Origin of the sequence: Niveibacterium sp. 24ML, assembly GCF_026586805.1 — a bacterium.
GTDB lineage: Bacteria > Pseudomonadota > Gammaproteobacteria > Burkholderiales > Rhodocyclaceae > Niveibacterium.
The window spans coordinates 67900-88150 of sequence record NZ_JAPFHA010000006.1 but is presented as its reverse complement, the minus strand read 5'-3'; the positions used below and the strand labels follow the sequence as shown (position 1 = coordinate 88150).

34 protein-coding genes are annotated in these 20251 nt (G+C 59.7%); all 34 read left to right on the top strand.

Annotation, left to right across the window (positions count from 1 at the left end; genetic code table 11):
* Positions 1 to 99 precede the first annotated feature (99 nt).
* The 34 genes from rplC (at position 100) to OPU71_RS07075 (ending at position 19997) form a co-directional block, all read left to right on the top strand.
* Positions 100 to 741: a 50S ribosomal protein L3 gene (rplC, locus tag OPU71_RS07240; RefSeq protein WP_267726721.1), complete on the top strand. Its 642-nt coding sequence runs from the start codon at positions 100 to 102 to the stop codon at positions 739 to 741.
* Positions 742 to 752: 11 nt separating this feature from the next.
* The gene (gene rplD, locus OPU71_RS07235; RefSeq protein ID WP_267726957.1) at positions 753 to 1373 is read left to right on the top strand and encodes a 50S ribosomal protein L4; all 621 of its coding nucleotides are present in this window, start codon (positions 753 to 755) and stop codon (positions 1371 to 1373) included.
* Positions 1370 to 1678: a 50S ribosomal protein L23 gene (gene rplW, locus OPU71_RS07230; RefSeq protein WP_267726955.1), complete on the top strand. Its 309-nt coding sequence runs from the start codon at positions 1370 to 1372 to the stop codon at positions 1676 to 1678. Before rplD ends, rplW begins: the two co-directional genes overlap by 4 nt.
* Positions 1679 to 2503 carry a 50S ribosomal protein L2 gene (gene rplB, locus OPU71_RS07225; protein ID WP_267726717.1) on the top strand — a complete coding sequence of 275 codons (825 nt, stop codon included), beginning with the start codon at positions 1679 to 1681 and terminating at the stop codon, positions 2501 to 2503.
* A gap of 10 nt (positions 2504 to 2513) precedes the next feature.
* A complete protein-coding gene (gene rpsS / locus OPU71_RS07220) occupies positions 2514 to 2789 on the top strand; it encodes a 30S ribosomal protein S19 (RefSeq protein ID WP_172205034.1) in 276 nt (91 codons plus the stop codon).
* Positions 2790 to 2798: 9 nt separating this feature from the next.
* Complete coding sequence (gene rplV / locus OPU71_RS07215; RefSeq protein WP_183636392.1) at positions 2799 to 3128, top strand: 50S ribosomal protein L22; 330 nt, start codon at positions 2799 to 2801, stop codon at positions 3126 to 3128.
* Between the two features lie 9 nt (positions 3129 to 3137).
* Positions 3138 to 3971: a 30S ribosomal protein S3 gene (gene rpsC / locus OPU71_RS07210; protein WP_267726710.1), complete on the top strand. Its 834-nt coding sequence runs from the start codon at positions 3138 to 3140 to the stop codon at positions 3969 to 3971.
* The gene (gene rplP, locus OPU71_RS07205) at positions 3940 to 4356 is read left to right on the top strand and encodes a 50S ribosomal protein L16 (protein ID WP_267726705.1); all 417 of its coding nucleotides are present in this window, start codon (positions 3940 to 3942) and stop codon (positions 4354 to 4356) included. Before rpsC ends, rplP begins: the two co-directional genes overlap by 32 nt.
* Positions 4357 to 4358: 2 nt before the next feature.
* Positions 4359 to 4553: a 50S ribosomal protein L29 gene (rpmC, locus tag OPU71_RS07200; protein WP_267726702.1), complete on the top strand. Its 195-nt coding sequence runs from the start codon at positions 4359 to 4361 to the stop codon at positions 4551 to 4553.
* Positions 4550 to 4810 carry a 30S ribosomal protein S17 gene (gene rpsQ, locus OPU71_RS07195; RefSeq protein WP_267726700.1) on the top strand — a complete coding sequence of 87 codons (261 nt, stop codon included), beginning with the start codon at positions 4550 to 4552 and terminating at the stop codon, positions 4808 to 4810. Before rpmC ends, rpsQ begins: the two co-directional genes overlap by 4 nt.
* Before the next feature lie 140 nt (positions 4811 to 4950).
* Complete coding sequence (gene rplN, locus OPU71_RS07190; RefSeq protein WP_172205020.1) at positions 4951 to 5319, top strand: 50S ribosomal protein L14; 369 nt, start codon at positions 4951 to 4953, stop codon at positions 5317 to 5319.
* Positions 5320 to 5328: 9 nt separating this feature from the next.
* Entirely contained in the window at positions 5329 to 5646 is a 318-nt protein-coding gene (gene rplX / locus OPU71_RS07185) for a 50S ribosomal protein L24 (protein ID WP_267726698.1), read from the top strand.
* Positions 5647 to 5655: 9 nt separating this feature from the next.
* Positions 5656 to 6195: a 50S ribosomal protein L5 gene (gene rplE / locus OPU71_RS07180; RefSeq protein WP_267726696.1), complete on the top strand. Its 540-nt coding sequence runs from the start codon at positions 5656 to 5658 to the stop codon at positions 6193 to 6195.
* A 7-nt stretch (positions 6196 to 6202) separates the two neighbouring features.
* Positions 6203 to 6508 (top strand): 30S ribosomal protein S14, encoded by a 306-nt coding sequence (gene rpsN / locus OPU71_RS07175; protein ID WP_267726693.1) that lies wholly within the window; start codon positions 6203 to 6205, stop codon positions 6506 to 6508.
* Between the two features lie 12 nt (positions 6509 to 6520).
* Complete coding sequence (gene rpsH / locus OPU71_RS07170) at positions 6521 to 6916, top strand: 30S ribosomal protein S8 (RefSeq protein WP_267726690.1); 396 nt, start codon at positions 6521 to 6523, stop codon at positions 6914 to 6916.
* An 11-nt stretch (positions 6917 to 6927) separates the two neighbouring features.
* Complete coding sequence (gene rplF, locus OPU71_RS07165) at positions 6928 to 7461, top strand: 50S ribosomal protein L6 (protein ID WP_267726688.1); 534 nt, start codon at positions 6928 to 6930, stop codon at positions 7459 to 7461.
* A 12-nt stretch (positions 7462 to 7473) separates the two neighbouring features.
* Positions 7474 to 7827, top strand: coding sequence for a 50S ribosomal protein L18 (gene rplR, locus OPU71_RS07160; RefSeq protein ID WP_267726686.1), 354 nt, complete (start codon positions 7474 to 7476; stop codon positions 7825 to 7827).
* An 11-nt stretch (positions 7828 to 7838) separates the two neighbouring features.
* Positions 7839 to 8363: a 30S ribosomal protein S5 gene (gene rpsE / locus OPU71_RS07155; RefSeq protein WP_267726683.1), complete on the top strand. Its 525-nt coding sequence runs from the start codon at positions 7839 to 7841 to the stop codon at positions 8361 to 8363.
* A 2-nt stretch (positions 8364 to 8365) separates the two neighbouring features.
* On the top strand, positions 8366 to 8548 hold the full coding sequence (gene rpmD, locus OPU71_RS07150; protein WP_172205002.1) for a 50S ribosomal protein L30: 183 nt from the start codon (positions 8366 to 8368) through the stop codon (positions 8546 to 8548).
* Complete coding sequence (gene rplO, locus OPU71_RS07145) at positions 8549 to 8983, top strand: 50S ribosomal protein L15 (protein WP_267726680.1); 435 nt, start codon at positions 8549 to 8551, stop codon at positions 8981 to 8983. It abuts the gene before it with no gap.
* Positions 8984 to 8995: 12 nt separating this feature from the next.
* Positions 8996 to 10333 carry a preprotein translocase subunit SecY gene (secY, locus tag OPU71_RS07140; RefSeq protein ID WP_267726678.1) on the top strand — a complete coding sequence of 446 codons (1338 nt, stop codon included), beginning with the start codon at positions 8996 to 8998 and terminating at the stop codon, positions 10331 to 10333.
* 2 nt (positions 10334 to 10335) lie between these two features.
* On the top strand, positions 10336 to 10554 hold the full coding sequence (infA, locus tag OPU71_RS07135; RefSeq protein ID WP_267726676.1) for a translation initiation factor IF-1: 219 nt from the start codon (positions 10336 to 10338) through the stop codon (positions 10552 to 10554).
* A gap of 22 nt (positions 10555 to 10576) precedes the next feature.
* Positions 10577 to 10690 (top strand): 50S ribosomal protein L36, encoded by a 114-nt coding sequence (gene rpmJ, locus OPU71_RS07130; protein WP_172204994.1) that lies wholly within the window; start codon positions 10577 to 10579, stop codon positions 10688 to 10690.
* Between the two features lie 48 nt (positions 10691 to 10738).
* The gene (rpsM, locus tag OPU71_RS07125; protein WP_267726672.1) at positions 10739 to 11101 is read left to right on the top strand and encodes a 30S ribosomal protein S13; all 363 of its coding nucleotides are present in this window, start codon (positions 10739 to 10741) and stop codon (positions 11099 to 11101) included.
* A 14-nt stretch (positions 11102 to 11115) separates the two neighbouring features.
* Entirely contained in the window at positions 11116 to 11505 is a 390-nt protein-coding gene (rpsK, locus tag OPU71_RS07120) for a 30S ribosomal protein S11 (RefSeq protein WP_183636452.1), read from the top strand.
* Between the two features lie 12 nt (positions 11506 to 11517).
* A complete protein-coding gene (rpsD, locus tag OPU71_RS07115; RefSeq protein WP_267726664.1) occupies positions 11518 to 12147 on the top strand; it encodes a 30S ribosomal protein S4 in 630 nt (209 codons plus the stop codon).
* A 45-nt stretch (positions 12148 to 12192) separates the two neighbouring features.
* On the top strand, positions 12193 to 13176 hold the full coding sequence (locus OPU71_RS07110; protein WP_267726661.1) for a DNA-directed RNA polymerase subunit alpha: 984 nt from the start codon (positions 12193 to 12195) through the stop codon (positions 13174 to 13176).
* A gap of 35 nt (positions 13177 to 13211) precedes the next feature.
* The gene (gene rplQ / locus OPU71_RS07105; protein ID WP_267726657.1) at positions 13212 to 13604 is read left to right on the top strand and encodes a 50S ribosomal protein L17; all 393 of its coding nucleotides are present in this window, start codon (positions 13212 to 13214) and stop codon (positions 13602 to 13604) included.
* Positions 13605 to 13893: 289 nt separating this feature from the next.
* Positions 13894 to 15375, top strand: coding sequence for an FAD-dependent oxidoreductase (locus tag OPU71_RS07100; protein WP_267726653.1), 1482 nt, complete (start codon positions 13894 to 13896; stop codon positions 15373 to 15375).
* Positions 15376 to 15418: 43 nt separating this feature from the next.
* Positions 15419 to 16183: an SPOR domain-containing protein gene (locus OPU71_RS07095; RefSeq protein WP_267726649.1), complete on the top strand. Its 765-nt coding sequence runs from the start codon at positions 15419 to 15421 to the stop codon at positions 16181 to 16183.
* Positions 16180 to 16815 (top strand): dephospho-CoA kinase, encoded by a 636-nt coding sequence (coaE, locus tag OPU71_RS07090; protein WP_267726643.1) that lies wholly within the window; start codon positions 16180 to 16182, stop codon positions 16813 to 16815. The genes OPU71_RS07095 and coaE overlap by 4 nt, the downstream gene beginning before the upstream one ends.
* Positions 16816 to 16894: 79 nt before the next feature.
* On the top strand, positions 16895 to 17650 hold the full coding sequence (zapD, locus tag OPU71_RS07085; RefSeq protein ID WP_267726639.1) for a cell division protein ZapD: 756 nt from the start codon (positions 16895 to 16897) through the stop codon (positions 17648 to 17650).
* A 184-nt stretch (positions 17651 to 17834) separates the two neighbouring features.
* Positions 17835 to 19139 (top strand): tyrosine-type recombinase/integrase, encoded by a 1305-nt coding sequence (locus tag OPU71_RS07080; RefSeq protein WP_267726635.1) that lies wholly within the window; start codon positions 17835 to 17837, stop codon positions 19137 to 19139.
* Between the two features lie 309 nt (positions 19140 to 19448).
* A complete protein-coding gene (locus tag OPU71_RS07075) occupies positions 19449 to 19997 on the top strand; it encodes a Mor transcription activator family protein (RefSeq protein ID WP_267726633.1) in 549 nt (182 codons plus the stop codon).
* Positions 19998 to 20251: the final 254 nt, after the last annotated feature.

The window sequence follows — 20251 nt, the reverse complement described above, 5'->3', positions numbered from 1 at the left end:
CGCGCAAGCGGTTATACTTTCGGATTCGCGTCTCTGTGAGGCGCGATTTCGATTTTTTAGCGGCCCGGTCAATCGCAACTGGGCTATCAGGAGAACAACATGAGTCTAGGCCTTGTTGGTCGCAAGGTCGGCATGACTCGCGTCTTCGCTGAGGATGGTGTTTCCATTCCGGTGACGGTGCTTGACGTGTCGAACAACCGCGTGACCCAGATCAAGACGCCTGATGTCGACGGCTATGCCGCGATTCAGGTGGCATTCGGTACGCGTCGTGCGAGCCGAGTGAATAAGGCGCTTGCCGGGCATCTCGCCAAGGCAGGCGTTGAGGCCGGTCACGTCCTCAAGGAATTCCGCCTCTCTTCCGAGCAGGTTGCTGGCTTCAAGGCTGGTGATGTGGTCGGCGTTGGGATTTTCGCGGTCGGGCAGAAGGTTGACGTAACGGGCGTGTCGATCGGTAAGGGTTTTGCCGGCACGATCAAGCGGCACAACTTCGGTTCCCAGCGTGCGTCGCACGGCAACTCCCGTAGCCACAATGTTCCTGGTTCAATCGGTATGGCGCAGGATCCCGGTCGTGTTTTCCCGGGTAAGCGCATGTCGGGCCATCTGGGGGCGGTTCGTGCAACGGTTCAGAGTCTCGAGGTCGTGCGCGTTGATGCAGAGCGCGGGCTGCTGCTCGTCAAGGGCGCGGTTCCGGGGCATGACGGCGCAGACGTGGTCGTTCGTCCGGCCGTCAAGGCAAAGTGAGCGGGGGCCAAATGGAACTGAAGCTAATCAATGAGCAGGGGTTGTCCTCGGCGACGGTGCAGGCATCTGATGCACTGTTTGGTCGCGAGTACAACGAAGCCCTGGTGCATCAGGTAGTCGTGGCCTATCAGGCCAACGCGCGCTCGGGCAACCGCTCGCAGCTGACCCGTACTGAAGTCAAGCACACGACCAAGAAGCCCTGGCGGCAAAAAGGCACGGGCCGCGCCCGGGCTGGTTCGTCGTCGAGTCCGCTGTGGCGTGGGGGTGGTCGCGCTTTCCCGAATAGCCCTGACGAGAACTTTTCGCAGAAGGTCAATCGGAAGATGTATCGCGCCGGCATGGCTGCGATCCTTTCGCAGTTGGCCCGCGAAGAGCGTCTGGTCGTGATCGACGGTTTTGCCGTCGAGGCGCCGAAAACCAAGCTTCTGGTGCAGAAGCTCAAGGGGATGGGGCTCGAGTCCGCGTTGGTCATCACTGACAATCTGGACGAGAACCTGCTGCTGTCGTCGCGCAATCTTCACGACGTCTTGGTGCTTGGCGTGCAGGAGACCGATCCGGTTTCTCTGATCCGCTTCCCCAAGGTGATCGTCACGAAAGCGGCGATCGCCAAGATGGAGGAGATGTGGCAATGAGCTTCTCTCAAGAGCGTCTATACCAAGTGCTGCTTGCGCCGCAAATCTCGGAAAAGGCAACTCACATTGCCGAGAAGAACGAGCAGGTGATTTTCAAGGTCGCAACCGACGCGACCAAGCCCGAGATCAAGGCGGCGGTCGAGCTCCTCTTCAAGGTTGAAGTGGATTCGGTGCAAGTGCTGAACGTCAAGGGCAAAGTGAAGCGTTTTGGTCGTACGACAGGCCGCCGCAAGGGCTGGAAAAAGGCTTTTGTGTGCTTGAAGGCTGGTCAGGAGATCAACTTCGTGGAAGGGGGGGCCGCTTAAATGCTGGTCAAGGTCAAACCGACGTCCGCGGGTCGCCGTGGTGTCGTCAAGGTGGTCAACCCGAATCTGCACAAAGGCAAGCCGTTTGCCGGCCTGGTCGAGAAGCAGACAAAGAATGCTGGCCGCAACGCGCACGGGCGCATTACGGTTCGTCATCAAGGTGGTGGGCACAAGCAGCATTACCGTCTCGTCGACTTCAAGCGCAACAAGGACGGGATTCAGGCGAAGGTCGAGCGTATTGAATACGACCCGAACCGCACCGCGCACATCGCCCTGCTTTGCTACGCCGATGGCGAGCGCCGTTACATCATCGCCCCGCGCGGCTTGGAAGTCGGGCAGGTGGTGATCTCGGGTTCCGAAGCTCCGATCAAGTCCGGTAATGCGTTGCCGATCCGGAATATTCCGGTTGGTACGACGATCCACTGTATCGAGATGTTGCCGGGCAAGGGTGCGCAGTTGGCGCGTGCGGCGGGCACTTCGGTTCAGCTGCTTGCTCGCGAGGGCAGCTACGCGCAGCTTCGTTTGCGCTCCGGCGAAATTCGTCGTGTGCACATCGAGTGCCGCGCAACCATCGGCGAAGTCGGTAACGAAGAGAATAGTCTTCGCAAGATCGGCAAGGCCGGTGCGCAGCGTTGGCGCGGTATTCGCCCGACGGTGCGTGGTACTGCGATGAACCCGATCGATCACCCGCATGGTGGTGGTGAGGGCAAGACCGGTGAGGGTCGCGTGCCTGTCAGTCCGTGGGGTACCCCGGCCAAGGGTTACCGTACTCGCTCGAACAAGCGCACGGACACGATGATTGTCCAGCGTCGGCACAAGCGCTAAGAGGTAAGAAATGGCTCGTTCTATTAAGAAAGGCCCCTTCGTCGATGCGCACCTTCTCAAGAAGGTCGATGCAGTGCGGGGCTCAAATGACAAGCGTCCGATCAAAACCTGGTCGCGCCGTTCGACCGTGCTGCCTGAGTTTGTAGGCTTCACGATCGCGGTGCATAACGGCCGGCAGCATATTCCGGTGTATGTCACCGAGAACATGGTCGGTCACAAGCTCGGCGAATTTGCGCTGACCCGTACGTTCAAGGGTCACGCCGCCAGCAAAAAGGCTAAGAAGTAAGGAGCGACGATGGAAACCAAAGCAATCCTGCGAGGCGTCCGTCTCTCCGCCCAAAAGGGCCGGCTGGTGGCGGACCTTGTGCGCGGCAAGAAAGTCGACCTGGCACTGAATACCTTGGCTTTTTGCCCCAAGAAGGGCGCGAAAATTGTCAAGAAAGTCCTCGAGTCGGCAATTGCGAACGCTGAGCACAATGACGGTGCCGATATCGACACCCTGAAGGTTACGAGTATCTACGTCGAGCAAGGTACGTCGCTCAAGCGCTTTACGGCGCGTGCAAAGGGACGCGGTAACCGCATCCTCAAGCCGACCTGCCACATCTACGTGACTGTCGGCGAGTAAGGAGCAGACATGGGACAGAAGATTCATCCGACTGGCTTCCGCCTCTCGGTGACGCGTAACTGGACTTCACGCTGGTACGCCAATAGCCAGAACTTCTCCGGAATGCTGCTCGAGGACCTCCAGGTTCGCGAGCATCTGAAGAAGAAGCTCGGGCATGCGTCGGTCGGCCGAGTGCTGATCGAGCGCCCGGCGAAGACCGCTCGGATTACCGTGTTCAGCGCCCGCCCGGGCGTTGTGATCGGCAAGAAGGGTGAGGATATCGAACAGCTGAAGGCTGACCTCCAGAAGATCCTGAAGGTGCCGGTGCATGTCAGCATCGAAGAGATCCGCAAGCCGGAAATCGACGCAAAGCTCATCGCCGATTCGATCGCTCAGCAGCTTGAGAAGCGCATCATGTTCCGCCGCGCGATGAAGCGCGCCATGCAGAACGCAATGCGCTTGGGTGCCCAGGGCATCAAGATCATGAGCGCTGGTCGTTTGAACGGTGCCGAGATCGCGCGGACCGAGTGGTATCGCGAAGGGCGCGTGCCGCTTCACACCTTGCGCGCCGATATCGACTATGGGACGTCTGAAGCAAAGACAACCTACGGGATCATCGGCATCAAGGTTTGGGTATACAAGGGTGACACCCTCGGTCGCGGAGAACAGCCTGCGGTCGTCGAGGCTCCGGAAGGTGAAAACCGCCGTCCTCGCCGTGGTGCCAAAGAAGGTGAAGCGAAGCCGGGCGCTCGTCGTCCGGCCCGCCGTGCAAACGGTGATGGGGCGGCTGACAAGGCCGGTGCCAAGCGCGTAAACAAAGCAGGAGCGAACAATGCTGCAGCCGGCGAGAAGGAAGTATCGTAAGGAGCAGAAGGGCCGCAACACCGGCGTTGCGACCCGCGGCACCAAGGTAAGCTTCGGCGAGTACGGCCTGAAAGCGACCGGTCGTGGCCGTCTGACTGCTCGCCAGATTGAGTCGGCTCGTCGTGCAATGACGCGCCATATCAAGCGTGGCGGCCGTATCTGGATCCGGGTTTTTCCGGACAAGCCCATTTCGCAGAAGCCGGCTGAAGTCCGTATGGGTAACGGCAAGGGAAATCCGGAGTACTGGGTCGCAGAGATTCAGCCGGGTAAAGTGCTTTATGAAATGGATGGCGTCGATGAGGTTCTCGCGCGTGAAGCATTCCGCCTTGCGGCGGCAAAGCTTCCGATCGAAACCGTCTTTGTGACGCGCCAGGTGGGGCAATAATCATGAAAGCCAGCGAACTCAGGGCGAAAGAGCCCGCGGAGCTGAACAAGGAGTTGATTGAACTGTTGAAGGCGCAGTTTTCCCTGCGCATGCAACTGGCCACGCAACAACTTAACAATCACGCACAACTGGGCAATGTGCGGCGCGACATCGCTCGCGTCCGTACGATTCTTCGCGAGAAAGGGGCCGCAAAATGACCGAAGCCATCAAGCGGACCCTGACCGGGCGGGTTGTGAGTGACAAGATGCAGCGCACGGTTACGGTTCTGATCGAACGCCGCGTGAAGCATCCGCTGTATGACAAAGTGATCATTCGTTCGAAGAAGTATCACGCTGATGTCGATACCGGTGTTGCCGCAGAAGGTGACCTAGTTGAAATCGAAGAGTGCGCTCCGATTTCAAAGACCAAAGCGTGGCGCGTTACCCGAGTCATCGAAAAGGCTCGCGTAATTTAATACTTGCGGAACCCGCCGGGGCTCTGCTAGAATCTCGTGCTTCACTGACTGACGCCCGAACTATCGGGCGTCAGTTTGTTTCCACCCGTACGGGTTCCAAGACTGACTGCCGGTTAGGCAGGTTAAGTTGGAGTTATGTAATGATCCAAATGCAGACCATTCTGGATGTCGCCGACAATACCGGCGCGCGTTCAGTTATGTGCATCAAGGTGCTCGGCGGCTCCAAGCGCCGCTATGCTGGTGTCGGTGACATCATCAAAGTGAGCATCAAAGATGCGGCGCCTCGCGGTCGCGTAAAGAAGGGTGACGTCTATAGCGCTGTGGTGGTCCGTACCGCCAAGGGTGTGCGTCGTCCTGATGGCTCGCTCATCAAGTTCGATACGAACGCCGCGGTGCTGCTCAATAACAAGCTCGAGCCGATTGGAACGCGCATCTTCGGGCCCGTTACGCGTGAACTGCGTACCGAGCGCTTCATGAAGATCGTCTCCCTCGCGCCTGAAGTGCTGTAAGGGGCGAACATGGACAAGATCCGTAAAGGCGACGAGGTGGTTGTTCTCGTCGGAAAAGACAAGGGTAAGCGCGGCGCCGTGCTGGTCCGCCTGGATGAGCAGCATCTGGTGGTTGAGGGTGTGAATCGCGTTAAAAAGCACGTCCGCCCGAACCCGATGCGTGGCCAGGTTGGCGGCATTGTCGAGAAAGAAATGCCTATCGACATTTCCAACGTTGCGCTCTTCAATCCTGCAACCCAGAAGGGTGATCGTGTTGGCTTCCGTGTGCTTGAAGATGGACGCAAGGTCCGCGTCTTCAAGTCCAGCGGTGAGCTGGTCGATCGTTAAGGAGGCGTAATGGCACGTTTGCAAGAGTTTTACAAGGCGACCGTGGTTGCCGACTTGACTGCCAAGTTCGGGTACAAGTCGGTCATGGAAGTCCCCCGTATCACCAAGGTCACCCTGAATATGGGTGTGGGTGAGGCTGTGGGCGATAAGAAGGTCTTGGATAACGCAGTCGGTGATCTGTTGAAGATTGCCGGGCAAAAGCCGGTGACCACCAAGTCGAAGAAGTCGATCGCGGGTTTCAAGATCCGTGATGGCTACCCGATTGGTTGCATGGTGACCCTGCGTGGTCCGCGTATGTTCGAGTTCCTTGATCGTCTGGTGACGATCGCAATGCCGCGTATTCGTGACTTCCGCGGGATTGTTGCAAAGGGCTTTGATGGTCGTGGCAACTACAACCTCGGCGTGAAAGAGCAGATCATTTTTCCCGAGATTGAATACGACAAGATCGACGCGCTGCGTGGTCTGAACATCAGCATCACCACGACTGCCAAGACGGACGACGAAGCGCGCGCTCTGCTCGCGGCGTTCAAGTTCCCGTTCAAGAATTGAGGGTGTTATGGCGAAACTCGCTCTGATCAACCGTGAAGAAAAGCGCGTCAAAGTGGCCGCGAAGTTCGCGGCAAAGCGCGCCGAACTTGTCGCGAAGATCAATGACAGCAAGCTGACAGATGAAGAGCGCGCCGCTGCGCGTCAGAAGCTGCAGCAACTGCCGCGCAACGCGTCGCCGTCCCGTCAGCGCAATCGTTGCGCGTTGACTGGTCGTCCGCGTGGTGTATTTCGGAAATTCGGTCTGTGCCGTAACAAGCTGCGGGAAATTGCTTTCCGCGGTGAGGTTCCCGGCATGACCAAGGCTAGCTGGTAAGGAGACGGAAGAATGAGTATGTCCGATCCGGTCGCCGATATGCTGACGCGCATCCGCAATGCGCAGTCGTCGCAGAAGGCATCTGTCTCTATGCCGACGTCCAAGCTTAAGGTGGCTATTGCTGAGGTCCTCAAGGCCGAAGGCTATATTGATGGCTTCGTTGTGCGAGGCGAAGGTGGCGCGCGTGAGCTCGACATTTCGCTGAAGTACTACGCTGGTCGTCCGGTTATCGAGCGCATTGAGCGTGTTAGCCGCCCCGGTCTTCGCATCTACCGCGGCAGCGACAATCTGCCGAAGGTGTTGAACGGCCTTGGTATCGCTATTGTTTCGACGCCCCGTGGTGTCATGACCGATCGCAAGGCACGCGCCAGCAATGTTGGCGGCGAAGTCCTCTGCGTCGTGGCCTAAGGAGGGGTGCGATGTCTCGTGTAGCAAAGAACCCCGTCGTCCTTCCGCAAGGTGTCGATGTTTCAGTGGCTGCGGGGGAGATTTCGGTCAAGGGGCCGCTTGGCGCGCTGAAGCAGCGTCTGCATGCCGCGGTCACCGTCGAGCGCGATGGCGACAAGCTTTTGTGCAAAGCGGTTGAGGGTGCCGAACTTGGTGGCGCGCTTTCGGGTACAACCCGCGCGCTGGTGGCCAACATGGTCACCGGTGTTACTAAGGGTTTCGAACGCAAGCTGAACTTGGTTGGCGTTGGGTATCGTGCCCAGGCCCAAGGTGACAAGTTGAACCTGACCCTCGGTTTCTCGCATCCTGTGGTGCATCAGATGCCGGCCGGGATCAAGGTTGAAACCCCGACACAAACCGAAATCCTGATCAAGGGTATCGATAAGCAATTGGTGGGTCAGGTCGCTGCCGAAGTGCGTGCGTACCGCTCTCCCGAGCCGTATAAGGGCAAGGGCGTGCGCTACTCCGACGAGGTGGTTGTCCTGAAGGAAACCAAGAAGAAGTAAGGGCGGAAAATTATGAACAAGAAGGAAACGCGTCTGCGCCGGGCACGCAAAACCCGCGCTGTGATCGCCGTAAAGAAGGCGGTACGCCTCACCGTGTTCCGCTCCAATTGCCATATCTACGCCCAAGTCATCTCGGGTTGTGGTTCCAAGGTGCTCGCGTCGGCTTCGACGGTCGAGGCCGAGGTCCGCAAGGATCTGCCCAATGGCGGTAACGCCGGGGCAGCTGCTGCGGTGGGCAAGCTTATCGCCGAGCGTGCCAAGGCCGCCGGTATTGAAGCGGTTGCGTTTGACCGAGCCGGGTTTAAGTACCATGGCCGCGTGAAAGCGCTTGCTGAGGCGGCCCGCGAAGGCGGCCTCAAGTTCTGAGCGGGGTTGTCATGGCTAAGCAACAGACGAAAAAAGCACAGGCTGGCGAAGAGCGTGATGATGGCCTGCGCGAGAAGATGGTATCGATCAACCGTGTCACCAAGGTGGTCAAGGGTGGTCGTATTCTCGGATTTGCAGCACTCACTGTAGTCGGTGATGGTGACGGCGGCATTGGCATGGGCAAGGGCAAGTCCCGCGAAGTGCCCGTTGCAGTGCAGAAGGCGATGGAAGAGGCGCGCCGCAAGCTGTTCAAGGTTTCGCTCAAGAACGGCACGCTGCAGCACCAGGTGATCGGTAAGCACGGCGCATCGGTTGTTCTGATGCAACCTGCACCGGTTGGTACCGGCATCATTGCTGGCGGCGCGATGCGCGCTGTATTCGAAGTGATGGGCGTGACCGATGTCATCTGCAAGTGCCTCGGTTCCACCAATCCGTACAACGTCGTCCGCGCGACGCTGAATGGTCTCTCGGCGATCAATACGCCTTTTGAGATCGCAGCCAAGCGTGGCAAGACGGTCGAAGAGATTCTGGGGTAATCATGGCTGACAAGACGATTCGCGTCACGCTCGTGAAGAGCCTGATCGGAACCAAGCAAGATCACCGCGCCACCGTGCGCGGGCTGGGTCTGCGCCGTATCAACTCCACGGTCCAGCTTGAGGACACGCCGGCGGTGCGCGGCATGGTTCGCAAGGTTGCGTACCTGGTGAAGTGCGAGGGCTAAATGGAACTGAATAACCTTAAGCCAGGTGCTGGATCGAAGCATGCTAAAAAGCGTGTTGGCCGTGGTATCGGCAGTGGTCTGGGTAAGACCTGCGGACGTGGCCACAAGGGGCAGAAGTCCCGTGCGGGCGGCTTCCACAAGGTCGGCTTCGAAGGCGGTCAGATGCCTTTGCAGCGTCGCTTGCCGAAGCGTGGCTTTAACTCGCTGACCGCGGCGCGAAACGCCGAGGTTCGCCTGTCGGAAATCAACAAGCTGGACGTGGTCGAAATCGATTTGCTGGTGCTCAAGAGCGCCGGATTGATCGCCGGCGATGCGCTGTCAGCGAAGGTGATTCTGTCGGGGGAGATCGCTCGTAAGGTCGAACTGCGTGGGGTTGGTGCCACGAAAGGCGCCAAAGCCGCGATTGAAGCTGCCGGTGGCAGCGTTGCCGAGTAAAGCTGAACTGTAATGGTGGCTAATCCTTCGGCAACGCTCGGTAAGACTGGCAAGTTCGGTGATCTGAAGCGTCGTCTGTGGTTCCTGCTTGGAGCGTTGGTCGTCTATCGAATCGGTGCGCATATCCCTGTTCCTGGGATTGATCCGATTCGATTGGCGGAGCTCTTTCAGTCGCAAAAAGGCGGGATCCTCGGGGTATTCAACCTGTTCTCGGGCGGCGCGCTGTCGCGCTTCACGATCTTCGCGCTGGGGATCATGCCGTACATTTCGGCATCGATCATCATGCAGCTGCTTACGGTTGCGTCGCCGCAGCTTGAGCAGTTGAAGAAGGAAGGTGAGGCGGGGCGGCGCAAGATCACCCAGTACACCCGTTACGGCACCTTGGGGCTTGCACTGTTCCAGGCGTTTGGCATTTCGGTGGCTCTGGAAGCACAGGCGGGTTTGGTACTTGATCCGGGTATGACTTTCCGCTTCGTTGCGATCACGACCTTGGTCACAGGAACGATGTTCCTGATGTGGCTGGGCGAGCAGATCACGGAACGCGGCCTGGGGAACGGGATTTCGCTCATCATCTTCGCGGGTATCGCTGCAGGTTTGCCTTCATCGGTCGGCGGGCTCTTCGAGCTTGTTCGGACAGGCGCCATGCACCCGTTGTCGGCGCTGTTCATTTGCGCCTTGGTGGCGGTAGTGACGGCGGTTGTGGTGTTTGTTGAGCGTGGGCAGCGGAAGATTCTGGTCAATTACGCAAAGCGCCAGGTTGGCAATCGCGTTTATGGAGGCCAGAGTTCCCACTTGCCGCTGAAGCTGAACATGGCTGGCGTGATCCCTCCGATCTTTGCATCGTCGATCATCCTGTTTCCCGCAACATTGGGACAGTGGTTTGGGGGCGCAAGTGACTCGGGGATCGCTCGCTTCGTGAAGGACATTGCGGCGACCTTGTCGCCCGGGCAGCCGGTGTACGTATTGTTGTACGCTGCAGCGATCGTGTTCTTCTGCTTCTTCTATACCGCACTGGTGTTTAACTCGAAAGAGACCGCGGACAACCTGAAGAAGAGCGGAGCCTTCGTGCCCGGGATTCGGCCTGGCGATCAAACCGCACGCTATATCGACAAGATCCTGACCAGACTGACGCTTGCGGGCGCGGTGTACATCACGGTGGTGTGTCTCATTCCGGAGTTCCTGATTTTGAACTGGAATGTACCGTTCTACTTTGGCGGAACGTCGCTGTTGATCATCGTGGTCGTGACGATGGACTTCATGTCGCAAGTGCAGGCATACATCATGTCGCACCAGTATGAGAGTCTGTTGAAGAAGGCTAACTTCAAGGGCGCGGGTCTGCCGACGAAGTAAGGATGAGCAAGGAAGACGTCATCGAGATGTTCGGCGAGGTGCTTGAAACCATGCCGAATGCGACGTTTAAGGTAAAGCTCGAAAATGGGCATGTCGTATTGGGGCACATCTCCGGCAAGATGCGTATGCATTACATACGCATCCTTGCGGGTGATCGGGTCACGGTGCAGCTGACGCCCTACGATTTGACCAAGGGTCGCATCGTCTTCCGGGCCAAATAGTTTTGGAAATTAGGAGCGAATCATGAGAGTTCAGGCTTCGGTGAAACCGATCTGTCGGAAATGCAAGGTCATCCGTCGCAAGGGTGTTGTGCGCGTGATCTGCGAAGACCCGCGTCACAAGCAGCGCCAGGGCTGATGCCCCGCGCTTTCGGAATAACACGTTTAGCGTATTTGGGGTAATCGTATGGCCCGTATTGCTGGGGTTAACATCCCGAACCATAAGCACTCGGAAATTGCGCTCACAGCAATTTTCGGTATCGGCCGCACCCGCGCACAGAAGATCTGTGACGCTGCGGGAGTGGCGCGCACGACCAAGGTCAAGGATCTGACCGAAGCCGAGATGGAGCGGCTGCGTGATGAGGTCGGCAAGTTTACCGTCGAAGGCGACCTGCGTCGCGAAGTGACGATGAACATCAAGCGACTGATGGACTTGGGGTGCTACCGCGGTGTTCGTCATCGTCGCGGCTTGCCGCTTCGTGGCCAACGCACCCGCACGAATGCGCGTACCCGCAAGGGACCGCGTAAGCCGATCGCTGGCAAGAAATAATCAGAGGCTGAGTAATGGCTAAGACCGCTGCGAAGGTTCGCAAGAAAATCAAGAAGAATGTGGCCGAGGGCATCGCCCACGTTCACGCTTCGTTCAATAACACGATCATTACGATCACCGATCGCCAGGGCAATGCGTTGTCGTGGGCAACGGCTGGTGGCGCTGGCTTCAAGGGCTCGCGTAAGAGCACGCCGTTCGCAGCCCAGGTTGCCGCGGATCAAGCCGGCAAAGTTGCGGTGGAATGTGGCATCAAGAATCTTGAGGTCCGAATCACTGGTCCTGGACCGGGTCGCGAGTCGTCGGTGCGTGCGCTCAATGCGCTCGGCATCAAGGTGACCTCGATCACCGATATCACGCCGATTCCGCATAACGGCTGCCGTCCGCCGAAAAAGCGTCGCATTTAAAGGAGTTCTAACGTGGCTCGTAATCTTGATGCCAAGTGCCGTCAGTGTCGCCGCGAAGGCGAGAAGCTTTTCCTAAAAGGGGAAAAGTGCTTCACCGATAAGTGCGCCATTGAGCGTCGTGCGTACGCTCCGGGTCAGCATGGTCAGAAGTCCGGCCAGCGCCTTTCCGGCTATGGCGTCCAACTGCGTGAAAAGCAGAAGATCCGTCGCATCTATGGTGTGCTTGAGCGCCAGTTCCGTCGCGTGTATTCGGAAGCGGATCGTCGCAAGGGCCAGACCGGCGAGAACCTCCTGCAATTGCTGGAAGGCCGCCTGGATGCCGTTGCTTACCGCATGGGTTTCGGTGCTTCTCGCGCTGAGGCTCGTCAAGTGGTCCGCCATAACGGCGTGCTGGTCAATGGCAAGCGCGTCAACATCCCGTCCTACTCGCTTCGTCCGGGTGACGTGGTGCAACTGGTTGACAAGACCCGTGCCCACTTGCGTGTAAAGGCCGCGCTCGAAGCGGCTGAACAGCGCGGCTTCCCGGAGTGGCTGGAAGTCAGCGCCAAGGAAGGCAAGGGCACGTTCAAGGCCTATCCGCAGCGCGCGGAATTGTCGGCCTCGATCAACGAAGGTTTGGTCGTCGAACTGTACTCGCGTTAATGGCATGGTGCGCCAGTGGGCGCACCCCCACACGAAGGATTGCCCATGCAAAGCAACACTCTTCTGAAGCCGCGCATCATCGACGTTCAGAGCGTATCACCGGTTCATGCCGTGGTCGTGATGGAGCCGTTCGAGCGCGGGTTCGGGCATACCTTGGGCAACGCGTTGCGACGGATTCTCCTGTCGTCGTTGCCAGGCTATGCGCCGACGGAAGTCCAGATCGAGAACGTGCTGCACGAGTATTCGACGCTTGATGGGGTTCGTGAGGATGTCGTGGACATTCTCTTGAACCTGAAAGGCGTTGTTTTCAAGCTGCACAATCGTACCGAGGCCTCGTTGAAGCTGTCCAAGAGCGGTGAAGGTGTTGTCACGGCCAAGGATATTGAAACGAGTCACGATGTCGAGATCATCAATCCTGATCATGTGATCGCGCATTTGGCTCCTGGCGGCAAGCTCGAGATGCATCTGAAGGTTGAACAGGGGCGTGGCTACGTTCCTGGCAACATGCGTCCTGCTCACGCCGAGGCGAAAGTCATCGGGCGGATCGTGCTGGACGCGTCCTTCAGTCCTGTTCGCCGTGTGAGCTATCAGGTTGAGGCGGCTCGTGTCGAGCAGCGTACCGACCTTGATCGCTTGGTGATGGATATCGAGACCAACGGCGCGGTCGATCCGCAAGAAGCTGTTCGTTATGCGGCGGGTGTATTGCGTGATCAGCTTGAGGCCTTCACCGACCTCGGCCCGACCGTGACTGCGACCGAAGCACCGGTGCAGAAGACGACGGTTGATCCGCTCTTGCTGCGCCCGGTGGATGATCTTGAGTTGACGGTCCGTTCCGCGAACTGTCTGAAGGCTGAGAACATCTATTACATTGGCGACCTGATTCAGCGGACGGAAACTGAATTGCTGAAGACCCCGAATCTTGGTCGTAAGTCACTTAACGAGATCAAGGAAGTCCTCGCTTCGCGTGGTCTGACCCTTGGCATGAAGCTGGAAAACTGGCCGCCGGCCGGGCTCGAGAAGCTCGGTTGATCGTCACCAGGCCAGACTGAAAGAGGAATACGAAAATGCGTCACCGTAACGGTCTTCGCAAGCTGAACCGCACCAGCGCCCATCGTCAGGCGCTGCTGCGCAACCTTTCAAACGCACTGCTGCGTTTTGAGGTTATCCAGACAACGCTGCCCAAGGCGAAAGAGCTTCGTCGTGTGGTGGAGCCGATCATCACTTTGGGCAAGAAGCCGAGTCTTGCGAATCGTCGCCTGGCGTTTGATCGCCTGCGTGATCGCGAGATGGTCGTCAAGGTTTTTGACGACCTGGGCCCGCGCTTTGCGAACCGTAACGGTGGCTACCTTCGTATTCTGAAGTGTGGTTTCCGCGTTGGTGACAATGCGCCGATGGCTCTGGTGCAACTGGTCGATCGACCGGAAGCGACCGAAGGCGAAGTCGTCGCTGAGGCGTGATCGGTAGCTGGCTCGTTGTTCGAGTTGGTTAGCACGATAGAGAAGGCCGGGGGCAACCCCGGCCTTTTGTCGTTCTGTATCGATGCTGGCGCCTTGAAGGGGCGCTCCGCGGCGGTCGGTTATCGAGTGACGCCCGGTGGATAGACGCGATCTTTTGGGGGCCATGGTGTTGGCGCCCCTCCTCGCGTGCTCAGGGCAGCCAAGGCGGGACACGCCGCCAGGCAGCTGGCTGGGCCCGGATCCGCTGCTCGGTCATCGACTTCGGGATGCTTGGACGCCGCAGGGGAAGGTGCGCGCGCGCGGTTCGCTTGATGTGCTCGTTGTTGGCGCGGGCGTGGGCGGATTGTCGGCGGCCTGGTGGCTTGCAGCACAGGGCGTCGACGATTGGCTTGTCTGCGAGATGGGAGCCGCGCCGGGCGGAAATGCACAGGCGGCTCGGAATGCGGTGTCCGAGTTTCCACTCGGTGCGCACTATCTTCCCTTGCCGACCCGCGAGAGCGTGACCTTGCGTCGGCTGCTCGCCGAACTTGGCGCGATCGAGGGCGACCCATATGTGGCGCGCCCCCGTTACGCGGAGACGCTGCTTTGCGCTGCGCCACTGGAGCGCTTGTTTCGATTCGGACAATGGCAGGACGGGATCATCCCCGACGCCGGCCTCACGCGCAGTGAGCGGGCGCAAATGCAGCGCTTCCTGGCTCTGATGGGCGAATTCAAGCAGAACCGGGGAGGCGGCAAGGGCTTCTGCCTGCCCATGGGGCAAAGCGTGCGTGATGCTGATCTTCTCGCGCTTGACGGGCTCACCTTCGCTGCTTGGCTGGCGAAACAGGGGTTTGATGCCGCGCCCCTGCTTTGGTATGCCGACTATGCCTGCCGCGACGACTACGGGGCTGGTCTGCACGAGGTCAGCGCGTGGGCGGGCATCCACTATTTCGCGTCGCGTGATGGCGAAGCGGAGGCGAGTGCCGACGACGTCGTACTGACGACACCGGGCGGAAATGGCTGGTTGACGGCGGGGCTCGCGCGCCTTGCCGGCGATCGTATTCGTACCGACCGCGCAGTGCGGCGCGTTTCAAAAGAGAAGCACGGCTGGCGCGTTGAGGTGGAAGATTCGCGGACGGGGAGTCTGGACGTCTACGACGCCAAGTCGGTCATCTGGGCGGCGCCCTTGTTCATCGCGCCGCGCGTGATTGAGGGGCTCCCAGACGCGGCGCAGGATCACGCGCGTTCAATCGACTACGCGCCATGGGTCATGGCGCAATTGAGCATTGCCCGATCACCGAGGGAGGCGCCTGGCGTCCCTCGAGCCTGGGATAACGTGATCTACGGAAGTCGGTCGCTCGGATTTGTCGATGCGTCTCATCAGGCGCTGTCGGCGGCTCAGGCGCCAACGGTCTGGACTTGGTACCACGCTTTGACCGGCGCGCCGACGCCGGCGCTCAGGCGACGCTTGCTTGAACTTGGCCGCGAGCACTGGGCGCGGATGGCGCTTGCCGAGCTGGCGCCGGCCTATCCCGATCTGATTGATTCGGTGGAGAGGATTGACTGTGTGCGCTACGGCCACGCCATGGCCAAGCCGCTGCCCGGGTTCCTGACCGCTCGCGGCCGCCATTGGTTCGCCCAAGGCGATGGCCTGCTCCAGTTCGCGCACGCCGACGTCAGTGGCTTTTCAGTCTTCGAGGAAGCGCACGCGCGCGGGGTTGCGGCGGCTGAGCGAATTGCTGCGCGCTTGAAGCAACGTCAGCCCGACAGATTGCTGATCTACACCTTCTGATGGCTGATCCTCTGTGCCTGGCTTCCTGCGATAATTGCGCACCATGAAAACCCTTCGCCCACTCTTTTTCTTCTTGGTCGCAGCCAACATCGTCTTTGGCTGGCTCAACCTGGTCGGTTTCAACACGGCGCCGGGCGGCGAACCCGAGCGCTTGTCGAGCCAGTTGCACCCGGAAAAGCTCAAGGTCGTTGGCTACGGCGACGATTCCGCCAAACCGGAGCAAGCCGCCGCTGCGGCGGAGGCGGCGCAGAGCGAGCCGGAACCTGCACCGCAGGCGGCGGCGAGCGAGCCTGATCCCGCGGCCGCGGCGAGTGGCGCTGAGGCCGTGCCAGCCCCAGCCACCAAACCGTTGGCGCTGGCTTGCGTGAGCTGGAGCGGCTTGTCGAAAGTCCAGGCCGAAGCGATCAGCCTGCGTGCCAAAGAGAGCAATTTCAAGGCGCGCGAGCAAACCGTGACCGGTACCTCATCATGGTGGGTGCATCTGCCCCCGCAGCCGGATCGCGCTTCGGCCGACAAGAAGGCTGAGGAACTGCGTGGGCTTGGCGTGTCGGACTATTTCATCGTCAAGGATGCCGGTGCCAATCAGAACGCGATTTCGCTTGGACTCTACAAGAGCGAGGAATCGGCCAACCGGGCGCTCGAATCCCTCAAGGCGAAGGGGGTGCGCAGCGCGCGTATCGAAACCCGCGAGGCGACGAGTGTGAAGCTTGAGATTACCGGGCCGGCAGATCAGCTTGCCGGATTTTCGAGCGACACCTCAGCCAAAGTGCCCAATGCGCCGCGCAGCAGCTGCCCGCCGGCGCGATGACCTCGCGTAACCGCCCCTTCGTGGTCGGGCTGACCGGGGGCATCGGCAGCGGCAAGAGCGCCGCGGCCGCGCGTTTCGCGGCCTTGGGCGCCGCGCTTGTCGACACCGATCAGATTGCGCACCAGCTGACTGCACCGCATGGCGCGGCGATCGATGCCCTGCGGGCGGAGTTTGGCGATGAGGTCATCGCTGCAGACGGAGCCCTGGATCGCGCCGCGATGCGGGCGCTGGCCTTTTCGGACCCGGCCGCGCGCCAGCGGCTTGAGGCGATCCTGCATCCGCTGATCCGTGCGGAAAGCGATGCACAGATCGGCGCCGCACATGCCGCCCCCTACCTGGTGCTGGTGGTGCCCTTGCTGTTCGAGTCAGGCACCTACCGTGCCCGTTGCGATCGCATTGCCGTGGTCGATATCCCCGAAGCTTTGCAGATCGAGCGCGTCGTTCGCCGCAGCGGCCTGAGTGCCGAACAGGTGGCCTCGATCATGGCTGCTCAGGCAACGCGCGAACAGCGCCGCTCGATTGCGGATGACCTGATCGACAACAGTGGCGACCTTGCTGCGCTGCACACTCAAGTCGATGCGCTCGATTGCCGCTATCGTGCCCAAGGATCAAGCGTGGCGCGGCATTCGTGACAAATTCCCTGCTATGATTTAAAGCACTTTCTCAAGTTTCGCGTTTCAGACAACAACTACCGGACGCCGGAATCGCGCAGTGATCACTTACGAATACCCGCTGAATGAGCGCATTCGCACACTGCTGCGGCTGGAAGACCTTTTCGACAAGGCCTTGCACTTCACACTTGCTGAAGGCCCGTACGAGCATCACACCGCCCTGGTCAGCGTCTTCGAGATTCTTGACGTCGCCAGCCGCGCCGATCTGAAGGTGGATCTGGTGCAGGAGCTTGAGCGCCAACGTCAGATTCTGGTGTCCTTCCGGCACAACCCCGAGATTTCCGAAGAAGCGCTCTCTGGCGCACTTTACGAGATCGAGCATGCGAGCGCGGCACTGCTGTCGATGGCCGGAAAAATCGGCCAATACCTGCGCGAGAACGAATGGCTGATGAACATTCGCAGCCGCGCGGCGATTCCCGGCGGCGTGTGCGAATTCGACCTGCCTTCGTATCACTTCTGGCTCAACCGCCCGGTCGAGATCCGGCAAGCGGATCTGCGGACCTGGATCGGCCCGATGACACCGATCCGCGAAGGTTTGGCGATTGTCTTGCGCTTGCTGCGCGCGAGCGGCCGACCCGAAAGCCTCGTTGCGCATCGCGGGCAGTTCCAGATGATGATGGGTGGCCGCAGCGCGCAAATGCTGCGGATCCGCTTTGGCAAGGACGAAGCCTTCGTGCCCGAGATCAGTGCGAACAAGTACGCCCTGAACGTCCGTTTTGTGGGCGCCGCCAGCGCTGCCCGCACCCGCCAGGCCGAATCCGATCTGGATTTCGAACTGACTTTCTGTAACCTTTAGCCTTGTTTCAGTACGTCTCAGGACGACGCAAAAAACCCCGTAAAGCCTTGTGCTTGCGGGGTTTTTTGTTGTCTGTACGTCGCAGGGCGTATCATGGCAGCGCGCCGTTCTTGAGTAGCTACGTGAGTAGCTAGAGGCGTTGTGAGTAGCTACGGTGAGTAGCTACGGCGGGATACCTGGTTGAGTGCGTGCGGAGGATTGGCCGGGCATGGGAAACCTCAGAGATGTCCAAATTCGCAATTGGCTTGCCACTGGCAAGCCTGTCGCTAAGGCGGACGGAGACGGTCTCACTTTTACCCTGTCCGCAAAAGGCACGGCATCATGGGTGCTGCGCTATCGGGTCGCGGGCGCCAAGTCGCAGAAGGAAATCACCCTGGGACGCTACCCCGACCTCACATTGGCGGCGGCTCGCAAGCTCGCCGCTGAGTATCGGGTGAAGGTGCAGCAGGGCACCGACGTTGCGGTTGAGAAGCGCCGCGCCAAGAATGAAACCGCACGGGCATGGACCGTCCAGCGGCTTTCCGATGCGTACTTCGAGAACGCGGCCGGCAAGCTGTCGCCGCTTACCATCAAAGGGCGCCGACAGCAGTTGAGGGACTACGCGCTACCGAAAATCGGCCGCTTCCATGCCGCTGAAGTGTCGGGCGGGGATGTGGTGGACGTAGTCGAAGCCGCTGCCAGTAAATCGGGGCACGTAGCCCGCTTGGTCTTGATCGCGTTGCGTGAGGTGTTCGCCTTCGGCGTAGCCCGACATGTGATGAGCGATAACCCCTGCGCCCATGTGAAGGCGTCTGCAGTTATCGGCACTCGTAAAGCCAACCGAACCCGCATCATGCTGACGGAAGCCGAACTGCGCACCCTGTTGCCCAAAGCCGACTGCATTGGAAGAAGCAACGGGCTGATGCTGCGCATTCTGCTGGCGACCGGCGTTCGCATTGGCGAGCTGGTTGGCGCCGAGTGGTCCCATGTCGATTTCGAGCGCCGCCAATGGACGATTCCAGCCGCCAACATCAAAGGTCGCAAGATGGAGGCTGAGCGCGGCGAAGAGGTGAAAGACTTCGTCATTCCGTTGTCAGACCCGGCGCTCGGCTGGTTCCGTGACCTGGAAGCGATCGCAGGTGGCTCACGTTTTGTACTGCCGATCCGAAAGCGGCACGGCGGTGTTGAGGGTGCACGCCCGATGTCCGCGACTGCGATCAATGCGGCATTCAATCGGCTGGCTGCTGAGATGGGCGAGCACTGCCGCCGATTCACCCCACACGATCTGCGATCTACCGCGCGCAGCCAACTTGGCGCCTTGGGGGTTGATCTGTTGATTGCTGAGCGTTGCCTGAATCACGCCCTTGGCGGGCTGGTAGCGGTGTATGACCAACATGACTACATGGCAGAGCGCCGCCAGGCACTCGACCTGCTTGGGCGTTTTCTGGTGGCTTGCGAGTCTGGGCAGGGTTGGAACGTCGTCCAGTTCGGCAAGGTCGCTGCTGCTTGAATCGTGCAAGTTCTCGGCTCATGGTTTTTTGAGGTGGTGACGGTGGGAAAGGTGGAAACGCCCCGGAAACCCGCACCGGAATTTGGTCTTTAGAATCCACCACAGGTGGCGACGGGTGGGGGCGCAGTGGCGGTTCCCACCTTTAGGCGATTTTTCAGCGCGGAGGAGTTTCCACCTGCCGCACATCAGCCGCGCGCCATGCGGCGCAACGAATAGCACTATGGCCACCACCCCTTGCCTATGGCTGGGCGAAAAGAGGGGAATCTTCTCCAGTCATGGGCGGCGATCCTACGAAGAATGGCGCCTGCCATGGGACGCCAAACCAACCTACTTTTGAACGACCAGCGGCATGCAGTAGAAGCGCTTGGCGGCGAGGGTTCTGGTCGATCCCGACAGAGAAAACAGTGTCATCCGCACCCTGAAAATGTCACGGCGATTTGCGCAGCATCGCGCCATGGCAATGGTCACGAGGTGCACAACATGAAACTGGAGAAGCACGAAGCGCAACCGTCGGTAGAGCAGATTCTTGCCAGTGCTCTGGTGGGCGAAATGGGTATGGGTGCGGAGCACGCAAAGTCAGTTGCTGCGGCGTTGATGCTGCGTGTCAGCCGCGCGCGTGGTGGCGAGTACGTCTATATCCCCCAGGCGCCGCAAATCACGCGAAGGAATCGCCGCGCCCAAGTGCTCAAAGAGTTCAAGGGAAACAACCACGACGAACTTGCAGCGAAGCACGGCGTCTCGCGCCGGACGATCTACAACTGGGTCGCAAATGGCTCGGAAGGTGATGGCCGGCTGGGGCTGCATCCTGCAAAGCCCGGTAATCGTCACCAAGGCTACGTTACTGGCTTGGCTCGATGATCATTTCAGAGGTTGCCGGCCGCAGCAGGTACCAATGGTTGAAGATCGCAAAACGGGGCCGTGACCAGTAAGACCTAGCCGCCTTTTGGCGAACTGCTGGGCGACTTTGGCTGCGGATGCAGCTGCGCCCTGCGACTCCCCGACGCACGCTGACGTGCGGGTCAATCGCTGCAATGCACCTGAATTGCCCCATATGCACCTGTGGTGCACCTGAATGCACCCACCCTTGAAATGCGTTCCATGCCGTTCAAACG